At 38.1% G+C, this 25,420-nt stretch carries 18 protein-coding genes; 4 read left to right on the forward strand and 14 right to left on the reverse strand.

Annotation, left to right across the window (positions count from 1 at the left end; translation table 11 throughout):
- Positions 1–109 precede the first annotated feature (109 nt).
- Positions 110–1,261 carry an ADC family extended-spectrum class C beta-lactamase gene (gene blaADC, locus ACTJJH_RS12480; RefSeq protein ID WP_262727777.1) on the forward strand — a complete coding sequence of 384 codons (1,152 nt, stop codon included), beginning with the start codon at positions 110–112 and terminating at the stop codon, positions 1,259–1,261.
- Between the two features lie 70 nt (positions 1,262–1,331).
- On the opposite strand, the gene ACTJJH_RS12485 is transcribed toward blaADC, so the two are convergent.
- The 4 genes from ACTJJH_RS12485 to hemE all read right to left on the reverse strand — a co-directional run bounded on the left by ACTJJH_RS12485 (position 1,332) and on the right by hemE (position 5,775).
- The gene (locus ACTJJH_RS12485) at positions 1,332–3,215 is read right to left on the reverse strand and encodes an Lnb N-terminal periplasmic domain-containing protein (protein ID WP_440601193.1); all 1,884 of its coding nucleotides are present in this window, start codon (positions 3,213–3,215) and stop codon (positions 1,332–1,334) included.
- A 70-nt stretch (positions 3,216–3,285) separates the two neighbouring features.
- A complete protein-coding gene (locus tag ACTJJH_RS12490; RefSeq protein WP_440601194.1) occupies positions 3,286–3,756 on the reverse strand; it encodes a DUF3015 family protein in 471 nt (156 codons plus the stop codon).
- A 145-nt stretch (positions 3,757–3,901) separates the two neighbouring features.
- Entirely contained in the window at positions 3,902–4,696 is a 795-nt protein-coding gene (locus tag ACTJJH_RS12495) for a DUF817 family protein (RefSeq protein ID WP_440601195.1), read from the reverse strand.
- 5 nt (positions 4,697–4,701) lie between these two features.
- Positions 4,702–5,775, reverse strand: a complete 1,074-nt coding sequence (hemE, locus tag ACTJJH_RS12500; protein WP_440601196.1) for a uroporphyrinogen decarboxylase — start codon at positions 5,773–5,775, stop codon at positions 4,702–4,704.
- A gap of 301 nt (positions 5,776–6,076) precedes the next feature.
- Between hemE and ACTJJH_RS12505 the strand changes: the two genes are divergently transcribed.
- On the forward strand, positions 6,077–7,318 hold the full coding sequence (locus ACTJJH_RS12505; protein ID WP_440601197.1) for a L,D-transpeptidase family protein: 1,242 nt from the start codon (positions 6,077–6,079) through the stop codon (positions 7,316–7,318).
- A 118-nt stretch (positions 7,319–7,436) separates the two neighbouring features.
- Here the strand turns inward: ACTJJH_RS12505 and basJ are convergent, their stop codons facing one another.
- The 8 genes from basJ to basE all read right to left on the reverse strand — a co-directional run bounded on the left by basJ (position 7,437) and on the right by basE (position 17,536).
- A complete protein-coding gene (gene basJ, locus ACTJJH_RS12510) occupies positions 7,437–8,606 on the reverse strand; it encodes an acinetobactin biosynthesis isochorismate synthase BasJ (RefSeq protein ID WP_032005243.1) in 1,170 nt (389 codons plus the stop codon).
- 125 nt (positions 8,607–8,731) lie between these two features.
- Positions 8,732–9,487, reverse strand: a complete 756-nt coding sequence (locus tag ACTJJH_RS12515; protein WP_068557787.1) for a 4'-phosphopantetheinyl transferase family protein — start codon at positions 9,485–9,487, stop codon at positions 8,732–8,734.
- Positions 9,488–9,497: 10 nt separating this feature from the next.
- Positions 9,498–10,232: an acinetobactin biosynthesis thioesterase BasH gene (gene basH / locus ACTJJH_RS12520; protein WP_440601198.1), complete on the reverse strand. Its 735-nt coding sequence runs from the start codon at positions 10,230–10,232 to the stop codon at positions 9,498–9,500.
- 72 nt (positions 10,233–10,304) lie between these two features.
- The gene (gene barB / locus ACTJJH_RS12525; RefSeq protein WP_440601199.1) at positions 10,305–11,900 is read right to left on the reverse strand and encodes an acinetobactin export ABC transporter permease/ATP-binding subunit BarB; all 1,596 of its coding nucleotides are present in this window, start codon (positions 11,898–11,900) and stop codon (positions 10,305–10,307) included.
- The gene (gene barA / locus ACTJJH_RS12530; RefSeq protein ID WP_440601200.1) at positions 11,897–13,507 is read right to left on the reverse strand and encodes an acinetobactin export ABC transporter permease/ATP-binding subunit BarA; all 1,611 of its coding nucleotides are present in this window, start codon (positions 13,505–13,507) and stop codon (positions 11,897–11,899) included. The genes barB and barA overlap by 4 nt, the downstream gene beginning before the upstream one ends.
- 245 nt (positions 13,508–13,752) lie before the next feature.
- Positions 13,753–14,904: an acinetobactin biosynthesis histidine decarboxylase BasG gene (basG, locus tag ACTJJH_RS12535; RefSeq protein WP_440601201.1), complete on the reverse strand. Its 1,152-nt coding sequence runs from the start codon at positions 14,902–14,904 to the stop codon at positions 13,753–13,755.
- 116 nt (positions 14,905–15,020) lie between these two features.
- The gene (basF, locus tag ACTJJH_RS12540) at positions 15,021–15,890 is read right to left on the reverse strand and encodes an acinetobactin biosynthesis bifunctional isochorismatase/aryl carrier protein BasF (protein ID WP_440601202.1); all 870 of its coding nucleotides are present in this window, start codon (positions 15,888–15,890) and stop codon (positions 15,021–15,023) included.
- 17 nt (positions 15,891–15,907) lie between these two features.
- Positions 15,908–17,536: a (2,3-dihydroxybenzoyl)adenylate synthase BasE gene (gene basE, locus ACTJJH_RS12545; protein ID WP_440601203.1), complete on the reverse strand. Its 1,629-nt coding sequence runs from the start codon at positions 17,534–17,536 to the stop codon at positions 15,908–15,910.
- A 161-nt stretch (positions 17,537–17,697) separates the two neighbouring features.
- Here basE and basD point away from each other — a divergent pair, with 161 nt between their 5' ends.
- Complete coding sequence (gene basD / locus ACTJJH_RS12550) at positions 17,698–20,640, forward strand: acinetobactin non-ribosomal peptide synthetase subunit BasD (RefSeq protein ID WP_440601204.1); 2,943 nt, start codon at positions 17,698–17,700, stop codon at positions 20,638–20,640.
- A gap of 47 nt (positions 20,641–20,687) precedes the next feature.
- Positions 20,688–21,998: a putative histamine N-monooxygenase gene (gene basC / locus ACTJJH_RS12555; protein WP_032035750.1), complete on the forward strand. Its 1,311-nt coding sequence runs from the start codon at positions 20,688–20,690 to the stop codon at positions 21,996–21,998.
- 65 nt (positions 21,999–22,063) lie between these two features.
- Here basC and bauA read toward each other — a convergent pair whose 3' ends face one another.
- Both bauA and bauB read right to left on the reverse strand, forming a co-directional pair.
- Positions 22,064–24,364: a TonB-dependent ferric acinetobactin receptor BauA gene (gene bauA, locus ACTJJH_RS12560; protein WP_440601205.1), complete on the reverse strand. Its 2,301-nt coding sequence runs from the start codon at positions 24,362–24,364 to the stop codon at positions 22,064–22,066.
- Between the two features lie 85 nt (positions 24,365–24,449).
- Complete coding sequence (gene bauB, locus ACTJJH_RS12565; RefSeq protein WP_440601206.1) at positions 24,450–25,418, reverse strand: siderophore-binding periplasmic lipoprotein BauB; 969 nt, start codon at positions 25,416–25,418, stop codon at positions 24,450–24,452.
- Positions 25,419–25,420: the final 2 nt, after the last annotated feature.

Here is a 25,420-nt window from a genome sequence, read left to right on the forward strand (position 1 = left end):
TTTTTTATATCTATTTAAAGTACTTAACCTATAAAACATAACAATTAAATTAGGTGATTTTTGTTATAAAAGTACGCATCTTTAATTTTAAATAATTTATGAGTTAATCATGCGATTTAACAAGATTTCTTGCTTACTTTTATCTCCTCTTTTTATTTTTAATACATCAATTTATGCGGGCAATCCATCAAAAGAACAAGAAATTAAAAAACTGGTAGATCAGAACTTTAAACCGTTATTAGAAAAATATGATGTGCCAGGTATGGCTGTGGGTGTTATTCAAAATAATAAAAAGTATGAAATGTATTATGGTCTTCAATCTGTTCAAGATAAAAAAGCTGTAAATAGCAGTACCATTTTTGAGCTAGGTTCAGTTAGTAAATTATTTACCGCAACAGCAGGTGGATATGCAAAAAATAAAGGAAAAATCTCTTTTGACGATACGCCTGGTAAATATTGGAAAGAACTAAAAAACACACCGATTGACCAAGTTAACTTACTTCAACTCGCAACGTATACAAGTGGTAACCTTGCCTTGCAGTTCCCAGATGAAGTACAAACAGACCAACAAGTTTTAACTTTTTTCAAAGACTGGAAACCTAAAAACTCAATCGGTGAATATAGACAATATTCAAATCCAAGCATTGGTTTATTTGGAAAAGTTGTGGCATTGTCTATGAATAAACCTTTCGACCAAGTCTTAGAAAAAACAATTTTTCCAGATCTTGGCTTAAAACATAGCTATGTAAATGTTCCTAAAACTCAGATGCAAAACTATGCTTTTGGCTATAACCAAGAAAATCAGCCAATTCGTGTTAACCCTGGTCCGCTAGATGCTCCAGCATATGGGGTTAAATCGACGCTACCAGATATGCTGAGTTTTATTAATGCCAACCTCAACCCACAGAAATATCCGAAAGATATTCAACGTGCAATTAATGAAACACATCAAGGTTTCTATCAAGTCGGCACCATGTATCAGGCACTTGGTTGGGAAGAATTTTCTTATCCAGCGCCTTTACAAACTTTATTAGACAGTAATTCAGAACAAATTGTGATGAAGCCTAATAAAGTGACTGCCATTTCCAAAGAACCTTCAATTAAGATGTTCCACAAAACTGGTTCGACTAACGGTTTTGGAACATATGTCGTGTTCATTCCTAAAGAAAATATTGGCTTAGTCATGTTGACCAATAAACGTATTCCGAATGAAGAACGCATTAAAGCAGCTTATGCTGTGTTAAATGCAATAAAGAAATAATCTTTTGCTAAAACAAAAAAAGGGAAAAATGATTTCATTCATTTTTCCCTTTTTTTATTCGTAATGCTATTCAAAAGAACCAAACATATCCTAGACTTGATTTCATCCAGTCTTGATGATTTTGTTGTTCATAATCCCAGTTTAATCGAACAGCATTATTGCGATTAATCAGATATTGCCACTGCGTATTGACTCTCAAATTCCATTGATTTTGTTCTTCCCAATAGGGCAATTCGATTTGCACCACAGAGTTGAAACGCTCAAACCATTGGTTCATACAACCTAAAGTCGGGCCTACGCCTACACGCCACCCTTTATCTAGATTTGAACCCGTTTGTACATAAGTTTGTACTTGTCCATAGCAAATATGCTTTCGCTCATAGTCTGCAAGACTGTAACCGACCTGAGCATTAAAGCTTGCTACACCGTGTTGTTTGTCTTCGCTAAAGCGTCCATCATGAATAGCTTCCTGACGCCAACCTAAATTAAATCCCCAACTCAGTGGTGTTTTAAATGGTTGAATCGGGTTATAAGAGTTCACTTCTAACAGATCAAGACGTTCTAGTTTTAAATGGTCATTTCGCCACTGCGCGTTACCATTTAAAAATAGTAATTGAGTACCGGCACGATATCCGCCTTGAGGGTCTATTAAGTCATGGTAGGCTTGCCGATGACCAAGTTCAATAAACTTATCACCTTGCACCTCACCAGCTTTCACGGAAAAGTTACGCGCGTTATGGCCTTGGGTGGGTTCCTTTGCTGGCCTTTTTGGTTCTTGACGCTGCTTATCTAAATCAATCTGACTTCTGAGTGCTAAAAGCTGACGTAACTGCGGCTGAGCAATGCTTTCTTCTATTTTTCGGCTAATAAATTGGAGGTATAAATCATCGTAAGCCATCTCAAGGATTTTAGCCTGATCCTGCTCAGTAAATGATTTTAAAATCTGAGAAGACTGCTGTATAGGCAGCATCGCAATTTGATGAGCCACCTTCGCCAGTGAGGCGCCATGCTGATGAGCTTGGGCCAATAATTGGGTTTCTAAAGCAGGTCGATATACAGGAGCTTTGGTGAGCCCCTGCTGCTGCATCGATTTAATGGTTTCCATTGGAATCGATGCATAGGTGAATTTCTCTTGCAAGTTAGATTCAGGTTTTACTAAATCCACTAACCCCAACAATCGATAGGCACAGTTATCACTCACAAAATAATAAGGAAAGCTCACATGTTGCATTTCCCAAATATGGCTTACTAAAAACCGAGTTTCTTCAGGTGATAGATTTAACTCATATTCCCACAAATCGCGGCTTTCAAAATCACCATACTCTTTTACCTTACGATAATAAGGCATCAATGAATATTCGCCTGGATACTGCCCCGTTAAACCTTTCCATGCATATGACCAGTTGTCGTTGCCTGCCACAGTTGCTGCATAGTTTACGGCGTAAGAGACAAGGTTTAACTGCTGTTGATCTTTTGGGTCCAAACGCAATAACGTATGACCAAACATTGAGCTAGGATTGCCCATAAAATCGGTCGCATAAATTAAGGTCGCTTTATGAGGCTTAATCTGCCCAATCCAGTTTTCAAATTCGGTACACTTTACTTGAGGCAATTCATTTTCTTGAATGCCGACTTTTTGCATGAGCCATTGACTACGTGCCGGAAACTTACAACGAATCGACTGATTATCTTGAGCAGGCACAAATAATGCTGAAATGTCAGCTTTTAGTTCTTCTTTTAAGTTATTTTTTCCATTTTCTGATAAGAAATAGCCAGAATAAGTAACCTCACTTTTCTGATTTTTATTGGCATACATCAGCCTTTGCCATGTAATGTCTTGATCTAGATTTTGTTGTTCTGCAATTGACCAATATTTTTGAATAGATGGATTTATATCTGCTGAATAAGCAATATTCACTGCCAAAGAGGCAAAAACTAAAACAACTGACTTCATTAAGCTCATCAATTTTTATCATTAAATATAAGAAAAACCCTGCCATACGACAGGGTTTTCAGTTTCAAACTTATACGTAAGCTTTTAAAACGTCATCTTTAGCCATTACTGTTTGTAATGATGCTAAAACTTGAAGCGTATTTTGATTATTTGCAGAATAGATTTCACCAAAGTTTGCTTTTGAAACTTTAAAGAAACGATCTTTGTCTTGAGGTTTGATTTGCATTAACTCAGCAAGTACGTTCAGGCTTTCACCTTGGCCTACTGCCATATCACGTGCTAAAGCTTCAGCATTTTCATTTGTGAATGTAACCACTTGCGCAGTTACTGTTCCGCCTTGACGGCAGCCTAAAGTACCAAAAGTAATCCCTAGTAATTGGTTAGTAAAAATACCATTTGTTGTTGCAGCAAGAATTTTAGGCACCACTCCTTTTTGGCCAGCCCATACTTGCGTACCCACACCACAACCTACATCGTTATCAGCCATAGTAACACTTGAACCAGCTGCTAACAAAGCAGCTAAAGCTAATTTTTTTAACATAGATGTATATCTCCAAAATCATTATTGATTGTTTCTTATGTATTGTTATGTGTAATTCTTATTACACGATATTAAAGATAGCGAGAAGGCTGTGATTTAGCAATTAAAAAATAAATAATATGATGAAAAGTGCTAACGAAAAAATTTACCTTAGATTCCAGTTACCTTGATTATCTCGATGACCTAATATTTTAAGCACGAGAACCAAACTTAAAAGTAATAATAAATACCATGACCCCAGTTTACCCCAACCTACCATATGCCAAGCATCTACCTGACTTGGATAGAGCCAGATTTTATAAAAAGTACTAATATTTTCAGCAATCCAGATTAGAAAAGCGAGGGTCAACAATACAGGTAACATCGGGATTTTAAATTTATATTCATTTAGCTGAAAATAAAGTTTGGTCTTCCAAAAAATAAAAATACTGATCGCAAATAAAATATAGCGAATATCAGGTACAAAAAATTTACTCATAAAGTTTATATATGAGAAAAATGCGAGTAAAAGCATCGTTCCAAAACTTGGAAGTTTTTCAAAAGAAACCTTAAATAATCGGAGTGATCGCGCAAAAAAACTACCTACAGCCGAATACATAAAGCCTGCAAATAAAGGCACAGTTAAAATTTTAAATACCGCAGGCTGAGGATATTGCCATGATGCAATCGCAGGATGCGTTAAAAATATTTCCATGACCATCGCCATGACATGAAATAAAGCAATAACTTTAGCTTCTGCCCATGATTCAAGTTTTAAATATAAAAGACAGATCTGAATCAGCACTGCATAGATGAGTAAATAATCATAACGATAAAAACCCATATATTCATGGCTTCCCATCGGTGCTGTTAAGGCAAAAGCAATTAAAAGCAAAATACCAAACAAGGCTGCCGAAACAGCCTTGCCGATAAATTGAAGCGGTAAATTTAGATATTGCACAAAAACTATCCTAGATATTTAGCACTATACTCATGCACTGTATCTACAAAGATTTTTGGTTGTGCAGGGTCTACCCACTGAGTAATCCCATGGCCTAAGTTAGCAATGTAACCCGTCTTTTCACCATTTGCGTATGCGTCATCCAACATGGCTTTCACTGCTTTTTCAATTGAAGCAGCCGAACCATATAAAACAGCCGGATCAAGATTCCCTTGTAAAGCTACGCGTCCAGCCACCGTAGTTCGAGCTGTATCTAATCGCGTAGTCCAATCTAAACCTAATGCATCTGCACCTGTGCTAATCATTGGTTCCAACCATTGACCGCCACCTTTAGTGAACACAATGATAGGAATACGTCGACCGTCTTTTTCACGTTGCAAACCAGCAATGATTTTATTCATATAGTTTAAAGAGAATTCGACATATTCACGATGTGCCAATGCCCCGCCCCAGCTATCAAAGATCTGGATCGCCTGAGCACCTGCATCAATTTGAGCATTTAAATAGTCAATTACAGAGTGTGCTAAATGATCAAGTAAAGCATGCAAAATTTCTGGTTGCGCGTACATCATCTGCTTGGTAAAACGGAACTCTTTACTTGAACCACCTTCAACCATATACGTTGCTAATGTCCAAGGACTACCAGAAAAACCAATCAGTGGAACTTGGCCACCTAAAGCAGAGCGAATTGTGCTTACTGCATTCATCACATAATCAAGGTCTGACTTTGCATTTAGCTTGGGTAAATTCGCGACATCTTGTTCAGTACGAACAGTTTTTTGAAACTTAGGGCCTTCACCCGTTTCAAAATAAAGCCCTAAGCCTAATGCATCAGGAATTGTTAAAATATCTGAAAATAAAATTGCTGCGTCTAAATCGTAACGGCGTAAAGGCTGCAAAGTCACTTCACAAGCAAATTCTGTATTTTTACATAGAGATAGAAAGTCGCCTGCTTTTGAACGTGTTTCACGATATTCAGGCAAATAACGTCCTGCTTGACGCATCATCCATACCGGTGTGGTATCTACAGGTTCGCGTAACAAAGCTCGTAGGAAACGATCATTTTTCAAAGTCGTCATTACCAATCTCTATATTCTTTATGTGGCAGCATCATATCAAAAACATAGAGATTTTTATAATTTCAATTTCACACAAAAAACTCGTCAATCTACTAAAAAATGCATATTTACACAAAAGTCTACTGCAAGCAGCAAGGTTTTCTGCAATACTTGCAACATGTTACATCGGGTCTATTGATATTCTTTTAACCACTAAATTGCCAATCTTGGGCTCATAGAGATGAGTTATTGGTAATTTTATGCAATTTTAGATTAGATCATGCCCCTATTGCTTATATGAAAATTCTTAAGGTTGAATTACATGTTTGTTCGCTCATTACTCGCTATGAGTTTAAGTTGTATTATTGCTAATGTTGCTTTTGCTGCTTCAACAACTGAGCAACCCCTGAACCCTAAAAAGGTATCAGCTCCTGTAGAAGATCCGATTGATCCTTTAGCAGTAGATGCAGCTTCAACTGTAAAAGATCAAGCTTCGACACAAATTACCGCTCAAGAACAAAGTGACTTAAATCGAGCGTCAACAACATTACAAAATTTGCAAAAAACTGAAGACCAAAATGCTGATTCAGGTATTGCCGCTTCAGCACCGGTAGCCGTAGCTAAAACGACCACAACAACTGCAAAGACTTCAGCTCCAGCAGTTTCTTGGACATTAGATAGCTTAAATTCGGCTGAATGGTATGAAAATATTGGTAAAGGCCAGTTTCCAGTTTACGCTCGTGCTCACGTCATGCTAAATAATGCACATGCATCACCAGGTGCAATTGACGGTATGAGTGGCAAAAACACTTTAAAAGCAATCTCTTCATTCCAGCAAATGAATGGTTTATCACCTACTGGTGAACTGACTAAAGAAACTTGGGATGCATTAGTTGCTAAGCAAACAAAACCTTCATTTATTGAATACACCATTACTGATGCTGATTTAAAAGGCCCATATGCACAATCAATTCCTTCTGATTATGCTTTACAGGCTAAAATGAAAGGTTTGTATTACACTCGTGTTAGCGAAATGTTGGGCGAAAAGTTTCATATCGATGAAGCTTTCTTAAAAACAATCAATCCAACAGCAACATTCAAAAAAGCGGGTGAAAAAATCATTGTTCCAAACGTACGCAATGATTTACCAGAAGACATTCATTTGATTATTGCGCATAAAGGTGCAAAACAATTGTATCTCTTCAATAGCCGTAACCAAATGATTGCGTCATTTCCTGCAACAATTGGCAGTACTGATACGCCTTCTCCGACCGGTACTTACAAGGTAGTTGGTGTGGCTCGTAATCCTTGGTATAGCTACTCACCATCAAACTTTATTCAAGGTAAAAACTTGAAACCTCTTTCTTTACCACCTGGTCCAAATGCACCTGTAGGTAATATCTGGATTGGTTTAAGTAAAAAATCTTTTGGTATTCACGGAACACCAAACCCGTCTTTAATTTCTAAAACAGCTTCTCACGGTTGTATCCGTTTAACGAACTGGGATGCTAACGATTTAGGTAATAAAGTACGTTCAGGCGTAACTGTTAAATTCCTTGAGTAATCCATCTAAAAAGAAAGCCTGCTTTACGCAGGCTTTTTTATTAAATTTTTACTATATCTCACTAGAATACTTAGTTATTGTTTTGATTATAAAAATAAAACCAGCCTAGGTTTACTAATTACACAGCAATTTTTGTATTTAGAATATTCAACATGGTTTGCATTTTAGCTTCTGTTTCTAACCATTCAGCTTCAGCATCTGATCCTTCCACAATCCCCGCACCAGCATATAAGCGCATTTTATTTTCACTGAGTAGACCACATCGAATCGTCACTACCCATTCTCCATTACCCTCGGCATCCATCCAGCCTACTAACCCCGTGTAATAATGTCGGTCATAACCTTCATGATCTAAAATAAACTGCTTAGCAACATGAGTTGGTGAACCACAAACCGCTGGTGTTGGATGTAATTCTAATGCAAGGTTTAATGCATTCGGTGCCTGTTGTTTGAGCATACCTTGGAATTCTGATGATAAATGCAGCATTGTTGATGTTTCTAAAATATCTGGAAATTCAGAAACCTTAAGCTCTACACAATGAGTGGCTAAATTTCTAATAATATTTTCAACCACAATTCGATGTTCATGTTGGTCTTTCTCAGAATGATTTAATTCTTGTTGGCTGACGAAATTTTTTTCAGAAATCGGTGATTTGGGCCTAGAACCGGCCAAAGGATTACTGGTTACAATACGACCTTGTTTTGATAAAAGCAGTTCTGGGCTTGCGCCTAGAATATAATTATTATGTTCTACTGGAATCACAAAATTATAAGCATTTGGATTTTGTTTTAATAAAGCAGCCAATAAATTTTCTGGCTCTTGATGATGGTTAAACTCATATTCAACAGCCTGAGAAAGAACAACTTTTTCTACCTTCTTTTTTTCAAAAGCATCTAAAGCTAACTGTACTGTACCTTCAAATTTTTGGCGTTGAATGAGTAATGATTTATTAATTACCTCAATGTTATTACGTTTTTTTAATGAGTTAATCGTAGAAGATGCTTGTGTTATTTTTTTATGATCAGCATAAAAATTTAAGCTACTTTTCTTTGTAATATCAAAAGGTATAGCACCAATTAAAACTGGATTTTGATGGCCTTGCTTTTTAATTTCTTCAAAACATTTTGCAATCTCATCATTAAATAGTGCGGTATTTGCTGCAGGTGTATTTAGCGTTTTAACGAATTCGTTCACTTCGAGATAATAATTTTTCGTAGAGAAACATGAAAATTTCTTTTGACCGATATGATCTAAATTTTGCTCTACTGATATTTGAGTCTGCATCATCTGTATATCACCTCTCACATTGATTTTTTTTCAAGCAAATTCTGTAGTACTTCTTTTTAAATATAGGAGTATAAAAATACTGAAATACACATTAATGCAAATGATTATTATTATCAATAATAAAATTAGTTTTCAATGCAAGAAATTGTAATTATCTCGTTATTTGTATAAAAAAATTGAACTTTAATCTCTAGATTTATCCCGATTGAACTTTCTTGACTAAGATAAAAATAAAGAAACTCGCCATCTAGTTGTTTAAAATTTATATTTTTAAAATCAATAATTTGCTTATATTTTAAATAAATTACTTTAATGATACTTTCTTTAGCAGAGAATATTACCAAATATAAATATGCTTGTTTTTTTTGCAGCTTTTCAATTTCTGCTTGTTCATTTTTATTTAGAAAAACATCATAAAACTCATCTTTCTTTTGAAAAAAAATATGATGTTTTTGAGACTCTATATCGATTCCAAATATTTTTTCTCTAGGGGTATTATTTCTAGCATATGCGATGGCATGACATGATTTTTTTGATCCAACATGACTAATCCCACCCTTCACTCCTTCGGGCCATAGGGGTTCCCCATGTCTACCTTGATGGACAATAGAATGTTGTAAATTGAGGCTTTGTAATGCATGTTTTGCTGCTAAGCGCCCCGTCAAGAATTCTAATTGTCGAATGAAGCGTGAGTTTTTTATCTTCGGTGGAAGAAATATATTCAGCTCCTGATAGATATGATCAAGCTGAGGTATTTCTTTGATTTCACTGAGCTGGACTTTATGTATATCTAGCCCGAAAGCTGTTAGCTTTTCATATTGAATATTTATTTCATCCAGACATGAATTAGCCCCTCTACTTAACTGCTTCTCCGTATTCATAGCCTGTACTTTATTCAATATTCACGGTCAATGTTTCAACGATGGCAGCAATGTTTTCAAGCATCTTTATTCGGGTCTCGGGATTGAGAAAGTAGAAATGGTCCCCTTCAAACTCAATACTACCTAACCACTTTTCTGTGTGTTGTTGCCATGCATCCATCATTCTTTTGTTAGGAATATCAGGGTCTTGTTGGCCATAAAATGCAACAATCGGGACCTCAGTCTTATGAATCTTCTCGCTAAGTAATTGATCACTAAGATAGAAATCATTACGAATGATTTTGAGAAAGAATGTGAGTGCATCCTGATTATTTAAAATTTCATCAGGAAAATTATTGTATCGCTTCAATTCATCAATAATTTTTTTATCAGTTAGCTCATGCTTGTACCGCATATGTTGAATATAGTGGTGCTCAGGTCGGCTACTTATAACAATTAATCTCAACTGATCAATTATGGGTTTTTCATTCAAATAATTGAGTACTTTCCAAATCAAGCCACCTCCTACACTATGTCCAAATAAAATGAACGGTGTATCTGAATAAGCATGTATTTCATTGGCAATTTGCATAGCCAATAGATCAGGATCATCAATTAATGGTTCATTTATTTTTATACCATGACCCGAATATTCAATAGGAATAATACGAATATTGTCAGAGATCTGCTTTTTCCATGGATGATAAATACTCGCGCTACTCCCCGCAGGCGGTAAACAGAACATATTATATTGATGTTTATTCACTTAAGAATTCTCCAAATATTAAGCATTTTTCTTTTATAAAAAATGCTTAAATCAGATTTCTGCGCTATTTTTTTAAACAGAAGTTGAAGCTAAATTGATAGTTTGAGTCGGTTGCCAAATGGCTGAATCACGATGTGTCACAAAAATAACCGTAGAAGAAAGAGTACGTATCGTTGTAACGATTTCCTGCTCAGTCTCTTCATCCAAAGCAGAGGTAGCTTCATCAAGTATTAAAATCGGCGCATTTTTGAGTAATGCTCGCGCAATTGCGACCCGCTGACGTTCACCACCAGACAATGCGGTGCCTTGCTTACCCACCGATTGATTAATTCCTTCTGAACTACGGTCAATCATTGCGCCTAATGCGGCATCTCTTGCAGCCTTTTCTATTTCATCATCAGTTGCATCAGGTTTTCCTAAACGGATATTTTCAGCCAGTGTTCCTGTGAACAAAATAGGTTCTTGTGTGACATAAGCGATATTCGAAACCAAATCTTCATATTTCATTTGATCAAGAGCTATGCTACCAAGGGTAATTTTTCCTCTTTGTGGATCATCAAACCTTGTAAGCAATTCAAGTAAAGTACTCTTACCACTACCGCTTGGTCCGGTAACCCATACTCTGCTCCCCGATGCGATGTCGAGAGATATATTTTCAAGTGCTGGCGCATAGCTAACGTCTTGTATCGAAATATGATGGCCAGTAGGAATTTGAGGGTGTAATGGCTCAGGCAACTCAGGTGGATGGGTGATCTGATTAAAATTGCGCAGTGCGGCAAACAAATCATTGATATGCAACCCTGCGGTAGCAAGTTCACCTAATGGCGCTGCTGCACGTCCAATTAAGACGAGTAATGCCCACACCAAAGCAGCATGATTGACACCAGCAAGTACCAGATAAGTTGCCATCCCAGCAATCGGTAAAACACTTGCCAAGGTTGCAACAAAACTTGCAAATGCAGCAGCACGATTAATCCGTACTAATGTCTCTTCTTGCTCTTCCCAACGATGTTCTAGCCTTTGGACCGCACGTTCTGGTCCCGCGGCTGTGCGTAATAACTCAACATGATCAACCAATTCCAACGTTGCTTGTGAAGCAGCTAAATCGGCAGTATTACGTTTTTTATCAATATGCATGAGTGCACGTTGTGCTAGGAATTGAGCAAATAAAGAGAGTAAAAGTAAGCCTAAAGCGACAAATGCTACGCCTGCTCCAGCAAGCAGGCCTATTCCTATTGTGAGAAATAAAGGCATAAAAGGCGCATGTAAAAAGGTTTGCAATTGATGAGCAGGAATACTCATAAACCCAGGAATTCCCTGTCCAGCAATTGTCTTAATCTGAGCACGCTGTTCATTGGTAAACCAAGAGAGCTTGGCACGAGCTAAAGATTTGCCTAACTCAGCAAATAGGTCGCCTGCTAAACGCACACCAGTAAGGAAGCCAGCACGAGTGACCACCACTGTCACTAATATTGCTGCAATTGCACTAATGAGAACCCAGCTTGGTGACCATTGATTGACAATTGCAAATGCCAATACGGTATATGCGATTGCTTCAATTGCTGCAACAATGATCCATCCGATACCAACAATAATTAATTTTTGCTTGGCTGCACGAGGAAGCATCGAAAAAATCTGATCTTTATTTAATTTAGCAGGAGTATTCATAAAGATTTCCCTGAGTCAGTTGGGCCTTTAAGCACTAACCTGTTGTCGGCATGAGCAGCTAAGGCAAGATCATGAGTGACCATGACGATGGTTTTATTCTGGTTTTTAGCTAAGTGGCTTAATTCCAATATTATTTTTGTCGCATTGGTCTGGTCGAGTGCGCTCGTTGGCTCATCTAATAAAATAATAGGAGCTGAAGATAAAAACGCACGCGCTATTCCTAGGCGCTGTTTTTCACCGCCTGAAAGTAAAGTTGCATCTGCATTTAAATCTACTTTTAGTTGTGCCTTGAGTAGTGCCTGTTCAAGTTGTTCATCATTTGCATTAATGGCAGATAAGGACAAGTTTTCTCTTACTGTGGTCGGTAATACATCTCCACCTTGTGGAATAAACAAAACCTTTTCATGTCTTAGTTTTTCATGTAATTGCAAAATATCTGTTTTTGCTAATTGAACGACACCTTCTTGCAATACGGCTAATCCAGCAAGTGCTCGCAGTAAGGTTGTTTTTCCAACTCCACTCGGTCCTGTAATTGCAGTCATTGAATTTTTTGGAAATGAATAACTTAATCGATCCAATACTTTTTGATTTTCGATTGCAAAGCTTGCATTAACTATTTCGAGTGTTACATCTTGCTCAATCTGTTGTAGATTGCCCGATGAGAGTACTGGCTCTTTTAAGAATGCAGATAAACGACTAGCTGCAGCTCGCCCAGCAGCGACATAATCAAGACCATGCCCTAAACGTAGTGAAGGTGTCACGATGGCCAAACTAAAGAAAAGTGTTGCAGCCAAGGTCATGCTGTCGTATTGATAAGCCACGAGATAGGCTATGGCAAAGGTTGCAGCAGCTTGTAGTAATGCAGTGGCAACAGCAGCGAGTGTTGCGACTTTACTCACCCAAGACACCATATTTTGAGTGAAATTTTGTGCTGATTGGGTATAGGCAGTTAAAGCGCCTGATTGTTGCCCATATATACGGTTATCACGAATGCCGCGCGCATAATCATCAGCAGAACCAATAATATCTAACATGACCTGCATACGTGCAGCGCCATCCCGTTTTGATACATGGGGAACAATAATTAAATAATAGAGTGAAGCAATTGCCCCAGGTAATAATACCCAAAGTGCCATCGGGCCAACCAACACAACTAATAAAACAATAGAAACCAAAGGGATTACAGCAAAAATCGCAATTTCCGACGGTAAATGTGCCACCATATGGTGTAAGGTTGCGATATCGTCTGAAACCAGTCGTTTTAAGTTTTGGTCACCCTGTTTTGATAGGGTTGTGTTAGGTAACCGAATTAAATGATGAGCAATTTGACGACGTAATCGTGCCGAAAATCCAGCCTCTGCATCATGCACTAACCATGAGGCCAGTGCTGCCAATGCTGCCCCGACTATCCAAAAAACCGCTGAAAAGATCACCCAATAAGAAGATAAATAACCAATCAGCTGAATCATGCCCCACAGGGCAGTTAAAATGGCTAAACCAGAAAATACGGCAGCAAGCGTTCCTGCAAATAATTTAGGAAATGCTGGCTTGAGTGCAGGTGCCAAAGAAGAGTCTGTCATCAGATGAGATAACTTTAAATCAGACATGCTTATCTCTCTTTATATTCATAGAAAAAGCGGTACTTAAAATAAAATCTCGCTTCAATTGACCAGCAAGAATTGCTATTTTCGGCTTTAAAAAAGCATGAATAAGAAAATCATATAAAAAGTATTTTTTTAAAAACTTTAATTGCATCAAAAACTTCCTAACCGCCCTATCAAAATATTTTTAGATCATTTTCTAGACTGTAAAAATTAATAAGGATTTGTCTAAATCATTCTGGTTGATATGACTAAAAACCAACTGTACGTTTAGAGGCACCTTGTAAATCAAAAATAACGTCGTCAATTAAGCTATCAATCTGACGTGTATCTCGGTGATGTGCCGTAGTAATTAAATGAGCCATATTTCCCGAGGTTGCCAGATAATGCTTTTTCCAGATGTGTTCAGAAGGACACGGAAATACCACAGTGATTGAATTCGGATTCCGCCAAGCAGGAATGCCCACTGCTTGAAAGCGATCAACTGCGTACTGGGCCATTTTTAGGCAATGTTGAATTCTCTGTCGTCTTTGTAAATTAGTTTGGCTACGTATTGCCGCCCACATCAACAAGACAGTATGGCCATTGCGAGAACCACTAATGGTTTGATCACGTGTAGAGATATAGTCTACATCTACTGATATACGCTCTACATTTTGGCGTTTGGCCACAACAATGCCACACGGAATCGGTGAGCCAATCATTTTATGACCAGACACACAAATCGAGTCGATACCATGAGCAAAAGAAAATGCTTGAGGATGATCAACAAAAGGTAAAATCATGCCACTTAAGGCAGCGTCGCCATGAATATAATAATCTCGGCGCATGATTCCGATTTGCGCTAAGCGCTCTTGAATCATTTCAATATCATCAATTGCGCCAGTCATGGTCGTACCAATATTTGCAAAAATAATGGGGTGACTTTCTTTATTGGTTTTTATTTTATGGATTAAATCATCGTAGTCGATTTCACCATTATTCAATGATTCGATCACACAAGATTTCATCTGCAATAATTTGGCAATTTTTCCCACCGAATAATGCGTATCTTTTGAGTAATATAATGTTGAATCTGGAAATAGCTCACGCGCCAGATAGCAGCCAAACATATTACCTTCTGTGCCACCATTGGTTACATATCCCCAGCTTTCTTCAAAGGGAATTTGAAAAATTTCGGCAAAATACGCCATCACATCTTTTTCAAAATCAAAAGAATTCAATGCGTAATTGCTATAGTCTTTCCAATCACCACAATTATTAATAGAGAATTTGAAAAAACGAAATAAAGCGGAATAATCAAAATCTGCAGATTCAGGATATCCAATATTGAAGTATTGATGTTTTAAACAGTAATTCCAGAATGTCTCTATTTTCTCTTGATCAGCAGGCGATAAAATCATTTTTTGCTCCGTTAATATGACGATTACAAGTCGTCTAAGGAGTCGCTATCAAAGATATAAATTTTATGTAAAATTTAGCGACCAGGATTTGTCGTATGCCTTATGATGGCAACCCTCTACCCTGCAATCCGTTGCCGTGCATCAACCAATGACCACCAATTTGATAAAGTGGGTGTGCGTCCTAATTCCTCAAAACTAATATTGATTCCCTGTGCTTTGAGTTCCGAAGAAAACTGCATAATTCGTAATGAGTCCAATCCATAAACAATCAGGTTTTCTTCTGGATCTAATTCATCTTCTTCAATAAGCTGCTGGACCCTTTGCTCTAGCCAAGGTCGTGTAATGCCTGTTGCCACCTGCCCCACTACAGATTCAGTATCCACGACTTGACCACAACGTGAAGATACATATTTCAAAGCTAAGCGGTGTTCTTCTTCTGAAAAATCGGCAACTGCATCGCCAACCAAAAAGGGTTGTATGTCACTCATAAAGGCTTCAATTGCCGTAACCATACACCCGATATGAGCATAGACACCGCCAATAATGAGCTGATCACGATTCCAGTTTTGCATTCTTTCAAGCAAATCCGAACGTTTAAACGCGCTATAACGCCATTTCGTTAAGACAATGTCATGTTCAGCAGGAGAAAGTTGATCAATAATTTTTTGCTGATCGATTGTTGAGGCTGGCAAACCCGGCCCCCACATGGCATTCAGTAATGCACGATCTGCCGCTGGCTGTTCATAAGGCTGTGCTGTATAGACAACAGGAACATTGTTCTGATGTGCCCAAGTTCTTAGTTGAACTAAATGATTTACAACCGTTTTAATTAATTCACTTTCAGCATCGTAAAAATTTAAAAAGTAGCGTTGCATATCATGAATTAATAAAACTGCTCGAGAAGGATCTAACTGCCAATCTGTTTTGTTATTTGGATAACTCTCTCGTTTGGGCATGAGATAAGTAGAAATTTTTGAAATAGCCATATGCTGCTCAATATTTATTAAGATGTTGTAGATGTATTTAAAATGCTGCGAAGTTGTTTTTTGTCCACCTTACCGACTGCAGTCAGTGGCAAACTTTCGATTAATTTGATCTGGTCTGGAAGTTTGTATTGTGCAATACCCAACTCCATGAGATGGCGTCTGAGCACAACAGCTTTAAGTTCAGGATTCCGAGAAACAATAAAGGCACAACTTTTTTCACCGAATTGGTCATCAACAATTGCGACCAAAGCTGCGTGCATAACTTCCGGATGTAGAAGAATAAGTTTTTCTATTTCTTCCGAAGCAATCTTTTCACCACCACGGTTAATCTGATCTTTAATTCTTCCTACTACACGTAAATTGCCATCCGAAGTACGCTGCACGAGATCACCCGAATAGTAATAGTTGTCCTTATCAAAGACCTGTGAATTATGTTCAGGACTTTGGTAATAACCACAGAAGGTATAAGGTCCCCGAGTCGCAAGCATTCCTATTTCACCTTGCGGAACTTCTTTATACTGCTCATCTACAATTTTGATTTCATCATCAGAACTGATAGGACGCCCTTGGGTGGTAAAAATTTGCTCATCAGAGTCATCGAGTCTAGTGTAATTGACCAAGCCTTCGGCCATTCCAAATACTTGTTGTAATTTACAATTGAGGACTTCAGGAACTTGACGGGCTAAAGATTCAGGGAAACTTGCTCCCCCCACTTGAAGTAACTTTAAAGACTGAATTTGATCTTTATATTGAGCGGCTTTTTCTAGCCACATAATGACAGCACTCGGCACTAAAGATGCCATATTGACTTGATGTCTTTGAATAATAGAAAAGCAATTGAGCGGTTCAGGATTTGGTGCCATCACAACACATCCACCTACATGTAAAACACCTAATGCACCGGGTGAACTCAACATAAAATTATGCGGAGCTGGCAGAGCACACAATAACCGTGTATTCGAGTTTAAACCACAAATCTCGGCACTGGCCCGCACACTATAGTCATAGTCATTATGCGTGCGTGGAATAAGTTTTGGTGTTCCCGTACTTCCACCTGACAACTGAAAGAAAGCAACTTCATCAGCAGGTGTAGATGAAAAATCGACAAAGGTCTCTGCTGGTGTTTCAATCCAGTCTAATAGTCCGAAATCGGTAGCTTGATGATTGAGCATCAAAATAATTTCAGGGCTTAAATTTACTTCATGCAGTGAATCAATGAACTGATTATTGCTAAAGACTTCATGCTGACGCGAACCAATTAAAAGCTTAGGTTGAATCTGTTTAATAAAGGCATTTAGCTCATATTGGCGATGACTATATAGCGCATTGAGCACAACCACGCCTGCCTTAAGCAAGGCAAAAAAGACAATATAAAACTCTGCAACATTGGGAAGCTGTACTAAAGCAGTATCACCCTTGCCCAAGCCTTTTTCAGCTAGTCGAGAAGCTAAATTTGTTGATAGCCGGTCCAGCTCGATATAACTCAACTGACGCTCACCACAAATAATTGCCGGCGAATGCGGATGCGATTGAACCCCTACCGTTAAAATGCGCGTCAAAGGTTGGTCAATCCAATAACCTTTATTGCGATAGTGTTGCGCTCTCTCTGGAGACCAGCGAACAAACTCAATCAACTGTTTTTTCATGACATTCTAAATATTCAATTTAATTTAATGGTTATCAAGCTATTGATTCTTCGTAAATTTTCTTACATCTCGGTATAAATATTTAATTTGAATACCGACAAAAGAAAACTCTTAAGACGGACAAGCTATATATTCACAGCAAAATTGGAAATGATTAACAAATGCAACTGGTAATCATTTTCATTTATTTGTATGATGCTGAAACAAGATTAATTTGTCAACCGAGTTATCGTTCAATGTGTGAATTAACTTCGATGCAAGCGGCCTGCTGGTTTGGTCGCTCTGGCAACGCAACTTTAGGTGGGGTTGCTGCCCATCTCTATGCAGAATTTGACGGTCAATTTATTGATCTACAAAAATTACATTTAGCACTTCAACGACTTTATAAAGAACACCCTATTTTGAGATTAAGTTTGAGCGCCGATGGCATCGCAAACATCATGTCTGAGAAGGCTCAACAGATATTAGAAGTCGATGATTTTTCAAAGCTTAGCGATCATCAAATTGAGCAAATGCTCATGCAAAAACGCGAGCAATGGACCCATCAAAAACTTGATTTAAGTCAGGGCCAAACTGCAAGATTTTCTGTAAGTGTTCTTAAAAATAATATTTTTCGTTTTCATGTAGATACGGACATGATTGCTATAGATCCGTCCAGTTTTTTGAACTTGATGGAAGATCTTTCTTTGTTTTATGAAGACCCAGAAATATCATTCTCCCGTCCGCCTAATTTTTTTGACTGGTATCAAAAAATACGGACAGACCCTGAGCTAAAAAAATTAAACCAACGAGACCGCTTATGGTGGAAACAACGTCTGCCTCATATTAGCCCTGCTCCGTCTCTACCTTTCATTAATCAAGAATTCAAAACAGCAAAAAGTGATCGTTTAAGTATTTGGTTATCGCCAGAAGAACGAAAAGCATTACAACAACTTGCTAGAGAACAACACATTACCGTGACCAACCTAATATTAGGTTTATTTGCCTATACGCTTGGTCATGCAACCAAAGATCACAGCTTCCGATTAAATATTCCTACTTTTTGGCGCGAACCGGTTTTAAAAAATGTCGAAGGCTCTATTGGTGATTTTGCTAATTTAGTCATCCTTGATGTCGATATGAAAGGAATAACTACCTTAGCTGCATTCTGCAAACAAATAGCAAATCAAATGCTTGAGTTATTAGAGCATTCACATTATTCGGGTGTGAATGTTCTACGTGATCTGTCTCGTTATCATGGTAGTGCACAGATTGCTCCCGTGGTATTTACAGCAGCACTCAACTTAGAAAATGATAATTTGCTTTCTGAACGTGTCCTTCGCGTTTTTGGCTCAATGAATTGGGTCATTTCACAAGGGCCACAAGTTGCACTTGATGCACAAGTTGCTCATGTAGATGACGGTATTTTAGTTAATTGGGACATACGTTTAGATGCTCTACCCAAAGAATGGACCACAAATTTATTTGAATCTTTCATTCATTTACTTAAAAATCTTGCCGCACATCCTGAGCAACTTAATACACAAATTATAAGCCCAGCACAAAATACCTCGTCAGATCGTACGTCCCAAAAACCATTAAATGCATTACAACAAGCCTACCTATTAGGCCGAACTCAAGCCCTTCCTTTAGGTGGTGTTGCCATGCAAGAGTTTAGGCAGTATCACGGCAAAATGGATCTTGTTTTATTAAAACAACGATTGACAGAAATGGTACGTCGGCATGACAGCTTACGAACTTATATTGATAAAAATAGATTAGTACAATATGTAAGCGATCAAGTGAGTGTCAATTTAAAAGAAATAGACCTAATTACATGGGAACCTGAACGTGCTTCTCACCACATCGAGTCCTATAAAAATAGTTATACGCATGAGCTATTTGATTTAAATCAGCCGCCTTGGAATATCACTGTATTTTTATTAAAAAATAATCTATTAACAATTTTTGTCCGCTTTGATGCATTAATTTTAGATGGCCGATCTATAGCTTCACTTATGTTAGAACTATTCGATGGACAACAACATGATATCCAAAAACAAATAGAAGAAAATGAAGCTGAGAATAGCGTATCTGTTCATCAGGCAGATATGGCTTACTGGGAAAGAAAATTTTCTAAATTATCGTCTATTCCAGCACTTCCTTGGAAAACACCCTTACAACATTTACCGACTTCACTTTACCAACGTAACAGTCTAATTATAGAAAAAGATCAATTTAAACAGTTGTCTAAAATTGGAGCGAAACATTCACTGTTTAAAAACTCAGTCATCATGGCGATTATTTTGGAAGTGCTATCTCATTGGAGCACTGACAAATCTCTATGCGTTGCTGTTCCTACACTTCCTCTCTATGCCGGACCATTTTCCAATAGTTCTACGTTTATTGCTGTTGAGTGGAAAACCTCACATCAATTTGCTGAACAAGCAAACCGCTTGCAAACGGAAGTTTTAGAGGGTTTACAGCATCTTTCATTTTCAGGCGTTGATCTCGCTCGACTATTATTTGAAAAAGTTGGCACTGCTCCAGTATTGCCGATTGTAATTACAAATGGTTTGTCATGGCCTGTATTATCTGAATCTCATCCTATTCAGCAACTAGATGGCCTTACTCAAACACCTCAAGTTGCAATTGATATTCGCTTTAGCACAAGAAATGACGGCGCTTTAATTTTCGATATTGATTATGCTCAAGAAGCATTTCCTCCCCATATGATTGAGGATTTCTTGGACGCGCTACAATTGGCAATCAAACAAATTATTGGTTCAGAAATATTCAGTTTTGATCTCAGTAATTTTTTCAGTGAGCTTCAAAATAAACGACTATATTTTAAGAATAACGAGTTCGATCATTCATCTATACCACTTGAAAATAATGCTAAACAGCAAAATCAACTACTCGATATTTATTTAGAAGTGATAGGCCACACACCAAATAAGGAAGTGGACAGTTCAACTCATTTTACTCATCTCGGGCTGCGTCCACATCATTTAAAGGTCGTTTCAAAACGTATTAATGAAACATACGCGATTCAGCTCTCACCTGTTCAACTTATTCAATGTCGCAATATTGCTGATGTAGAGAAATTACTAACACCACATTAATTCGTATTTTTAACTTTCATCATTTTGGAAACAGATAAAGTATAAACATGAAAAAAATAGATATTACCGGAATTGGTATTGGGCCATTCAACTTAGGTTTAGCTGCTCTTTTGTCTCATCATCCCGAAATCAAAAGTGTATTTTTAGAACGCAAACCAGAATTTCGATGGCATGAAGGACTGCTATTGCAAGGCACGACATTACAAGTTCCTTTCTTTGCCGACTTGGTTACAATGGCCAATCCTTGCCATCCCTTAGGCTATATTAATTATTTACATCAACATGATCGCTTACATCAGTTTTATTATTACGACAGTTTTTTAATTCCACGCCGTGAATACGACCATTATTGCCGTTGGGCTTCAAAACAATTAACTGATTGTCGATTTGGAGAAAACGTAAGTCATGTGGAATATGACGCCAAGCTCGATAAATTTATTATAGAAAGTGAATCAGCCTCGGGCGAAAAACAAAAATATATAAGCCAAAATCTGGCGATTGGTATTGGGACTAAACCTCGCATTCCTACATGGCTAGAAACATGCAAACACCCTTTGGTAAAACATTCTGCGGAGTTTGCAAAAATTCAGGAACAACTCAAGCAATGTAAACAGGTCACGGTTATTGGTTCGGGCCAAAGTGCAGCAGAATGCGTACTTGCTTTATTTAATTCACTTACCCCAGAACAAGTAAAAGCAGGCGCATCTATTCGTTGGATCACACGTTCTGCCGGCTTTCACCCAATGGAATATTCTAAACTTGGGCAAGAATGTTTTACCCCTGCATATATGCAATATTTCCAAAGCCTGCCTAGAGATAAACGTCGTGACATTGCTGCTAGTCAGGGCCTGATCTATAAAGGGATTAGCTTCTCAACCATTGGTGATATATATGATGTTCTTTATGAGCGTTCAGTGGCTGGTGAGAAATCCGGTTTAAGTCTATACACAAGCTGCGAAGTTGAATCGGTTGAACAACTTGAATCGGGTTCTCTGCGTTTAACCTGTTTGCACACCCAACTCGATCAACGTTGCGAATTAGAAACTGATGCCCTTGTCGCAGCTACAGGCTATGTTCATGATTGGCCTGAATGGTTCCAAAATATGAAAGGTTCTATTTTAGCTGTTGATGATAAAAATGATTGTATTGTTCAAGAAGACTTTACGGCTTTACGTTGTGATCAAGGACAAGGTCGAATTTTCATTCAAAATGCCGAGATTTTTCAGCAAGGTGTAGGTTCTCCTGACTTAGGAATCGGAGCAACCCGAAACTCAGTAATTATTAATCAATTACTGGGGCGTAATGCTTATCGAATTCCTAAACAGTCTTCTTTTCAGCACTATGGTTTACCAAAATAAAATATGAATATTATAAAAAAACCCGCGATTGCGGGTTTTTTTATTCGGTTGAAGATTACAACAAATTAAAAGTCATATGATACAGATAGCATATACGTTCTTGGTGCGCCTAAAGCCAAATTCGTCAATTGTGGCTGTGCCCAATACGCTTTGTTGGTTAAGTTGTAGATATTGGCACGGAAAGTCACTGGGTGGTTCTCGACTTTCGTGCTATAGCGTGCGCCAACATCTAAGAGCGTACGCCCAGGTACGGACAAGGTATTTTCTGCATTAATATATTGCTTGGAAACTGCATTGATATTTCCTGATAAGGTTAAAGTCCCTTGTGCTACTTGAGTATCCCACTCTGCTCCAAGCTTAGCCTGATTTTTTGGCACAGCAACTGCTGTATGACCATCGTTTACTCCACTCTTAGTCTTGGTAAGTTCAGGATCAAGATAGGTAAAGCCACCCATTAAACGCACATGTTCAATCGGTGAACCAAAGAATGACCATTCAATACCACGATTTCGTTGTTCTCCATCCGAAACAAAGGTAGATAAGTTATTCACAAGCTTTGAAGGATCTAAATAACTATTTGGTTTGGTAATTTCAAATGCACTCAATGTATGCGCAAATGTCCCCAAATCAACCTTCAAACCAAGTTCCTGTTGTTTGGTTTTTTGAGGAGGAAATATTTCCCCTGGATTTGATGCATTTGCAGGTGCCTGATCTCCCTTTGTCAAACCTTCAATATAGTTTGCATAAACAGAAATTTTATCATTCGCTTTAATCAGTAACGCGACACCAGGCGTGGTTGCTGATTTAGCATTTTCAGGTAATGTATTAACAGAACTTGTTGCTTTTACAGTCTGATGACGAAGTCCTAAAGTCAACTGTACTTTATCTTGAGCAAACGACAATGTATCGGCTAAACCGAAGCTAGAGGTAGAGAGTGTCGAATGAAATAGAAACGGCGGTGTAAACTCCGGTTTAGGCCCCCAATTTGGATTTGGATCATAAATATTCGTAATAACAGGCTTACTAAAACCTGGGATAATTCTATAACCATAATCATCTTGTGCATGATTATAGTAAGTTGCGTTGGCGACCCATTGATGTTTCACAGGCCCCGTCTCAAACTTGCCTTTAAAACCTGCATCTGCTGATTTTTTATCGACTTCAAAAGCAAGTTGTCCAAGCATTGAACTCAGTGTTCCAGTGCTACTCGTAATCGTCCCTGCACTTGCCCCATTATATTTATATTGGGTTGTACTTTGTCCATAAGCCGCATATGCCATTAACTGATCAGAAAAATCATATTCGCCACGAATCATGGCACCTTTATCTTTAGTTTCCACAGAGCCCCAATCCGGACTAAGTAAGGTATCCGCTTTCGGTGGTTTCGGAATTCCAACTGCAGTAGAGACGTTAACACCACGTGTTACACCATCAACATGATCTAAGGCATCGTAAGCATCAACAAAAACACGTGCTCTTTCACCTTGCCAATCTAAACCAAGCGAAAATAAACGACTTTCTTTCGACTGATCATTAACTGCTGCATCTCCATCTCGATACATTCCATTGATACGAACGCCGAATTCTTTATTTTCACCAAATCTTCTTCCAACATCGACATGTCCACCAAACTGGGCATCCGACATATATGTCGTAGTCAATCGTGCAAACGGTTCATCAGCCGCATATTTGGTCACTAGATTTACCGTTCCACCCACCGATCCTGCTGGCGGCATCCCATTTAACAAAGCGGAAGGACCTTTCAACACCTCAACGCGGCTAAACATTTCCGGAGAAGTTCGATAAAACGGTGTGATACCAAAAAGTCCGTTCATTGACATATCATTCGTGCTCGAAGCATATCCACGAATATAATAGTTTTCACTCCAACCACCACTTGCACCGTTGGTATATATCGATGGATCAGTTGCTGCAATCACTTCTGTAATATCTTTTGCCTGTTTATCTTCGATATATTTATCGGTATAACTAATCGTATTAAATGGCGTATCTAGAAATTTTTTACTACCAAGAAATCCAACATTGCTCGATGTTGCAACTTGTCCACCTGCATAAGTATCGTCTTGTTCAGCTTTTACAGTAATTGCTGGTAAAGCTGCTACATTTGTTTGAGCAGTTTGTTGTTCTAGAGTTTTTGTTGAATTATCAATAACAGCAGCATAGGTATTTGATGCACATAGTACAAATACAGTGCCTAATGCATAGCCTAATCGAAGGGCCATTTGTGCAGATGCAATACCATTTAATACAAAAGAACGGTGATTAATTCTTTGATCATTCCCACTTTTAAAATTACGGTTATCGCTAACGTTGTTCATTGAAAGACCTTTAATGTTGTGATTCATTTTTTATTAACTATCTGCTTAAAATACAAAGCAAAATAGTGAAAATTTATGCTGTAAAATTTGATTAAGTGATATGCGTAAAAATTTATTGGTAGCCTTTTTTTACATCTTCCATCACTATTTTGAGCGAGGTTGGGCTTGCAGCCGTGGTGTACCACGCATCGGCATCGACAAAAATGACACGACCGTTTTTCCACGCTTTGGTTTGACGTAATAATGGATTTTCAACACTGGCAGCATTAATGTTTGAGCGATGTTCCATCACAGCAGTTCGGTCCACGATATAGAGAATATCTGGGTCCGCTTTTTTGATGAATTCACTCGAAATAGGTTGCCCATGTAGACTTGTATCCATCACACCACTTGCAGGCTTTACCCCAAAAGCATTAAAAATAAAGCCATAGCGTGACTGAATACCAAAATTACTAAATGCCCCATTGTTATGAAGAACGACTAACGCTCTTTCTGGGCGATTGGCCGTTACGGCTTGTACTTGCTTCACTTGTTCATCAAGTTCAGAAACTTTCTGGCGGGCTAAATCTTCTTTATTAAATATTTTTCCTAAGGTCATCATATGGTCTTTAACCAGACCAATATGATTACTCTCACTATTGTTGAAGTTAATATCGTAATGAATGGTCGGGGCAATTTTTGACAGTTCCTGATACTGATTAACGTGTAATGGCGTCATCAAAATCAGGTCTGGCTTTAATGCATATATCCGTTCCATATTGGGCTGTACAATTGCACCCAAATCCTGAATTTGCGCATCTTTTTTATATTTTTCCAAAAAGTGTGGAACATAATCTTTTGGCATTCCCATAATCGGGACATTGAGTTGATCTAAAAAGTCAGCTTCATTCATATCAAGTACGGCAACGCGTTGCGGTAGATGATCTATCACCGTAGTTCCAAGCGCATGTTTTACCGTAATCGGTTCTGCTAGCTTCTGAGAAGCTTGAGCGGTATCTGCAACTTTTTGATCACATGCTTGTAGAGTGACAGCTGCCGCTATGATGAGGGCTACTCCCCCATACTTTTTCTTCCAGTTCATAT

The sequence above is a fragment of the Acinetobacter sp. 22301 genome (assembly GCF_052045285.1).
Lineage (GTDB): Bacteria > Pseudomonadota > Gammaproteobacteria > Pseudomonadales > Moraxellaceae > Acinetobacter > Acinetobacter pittii.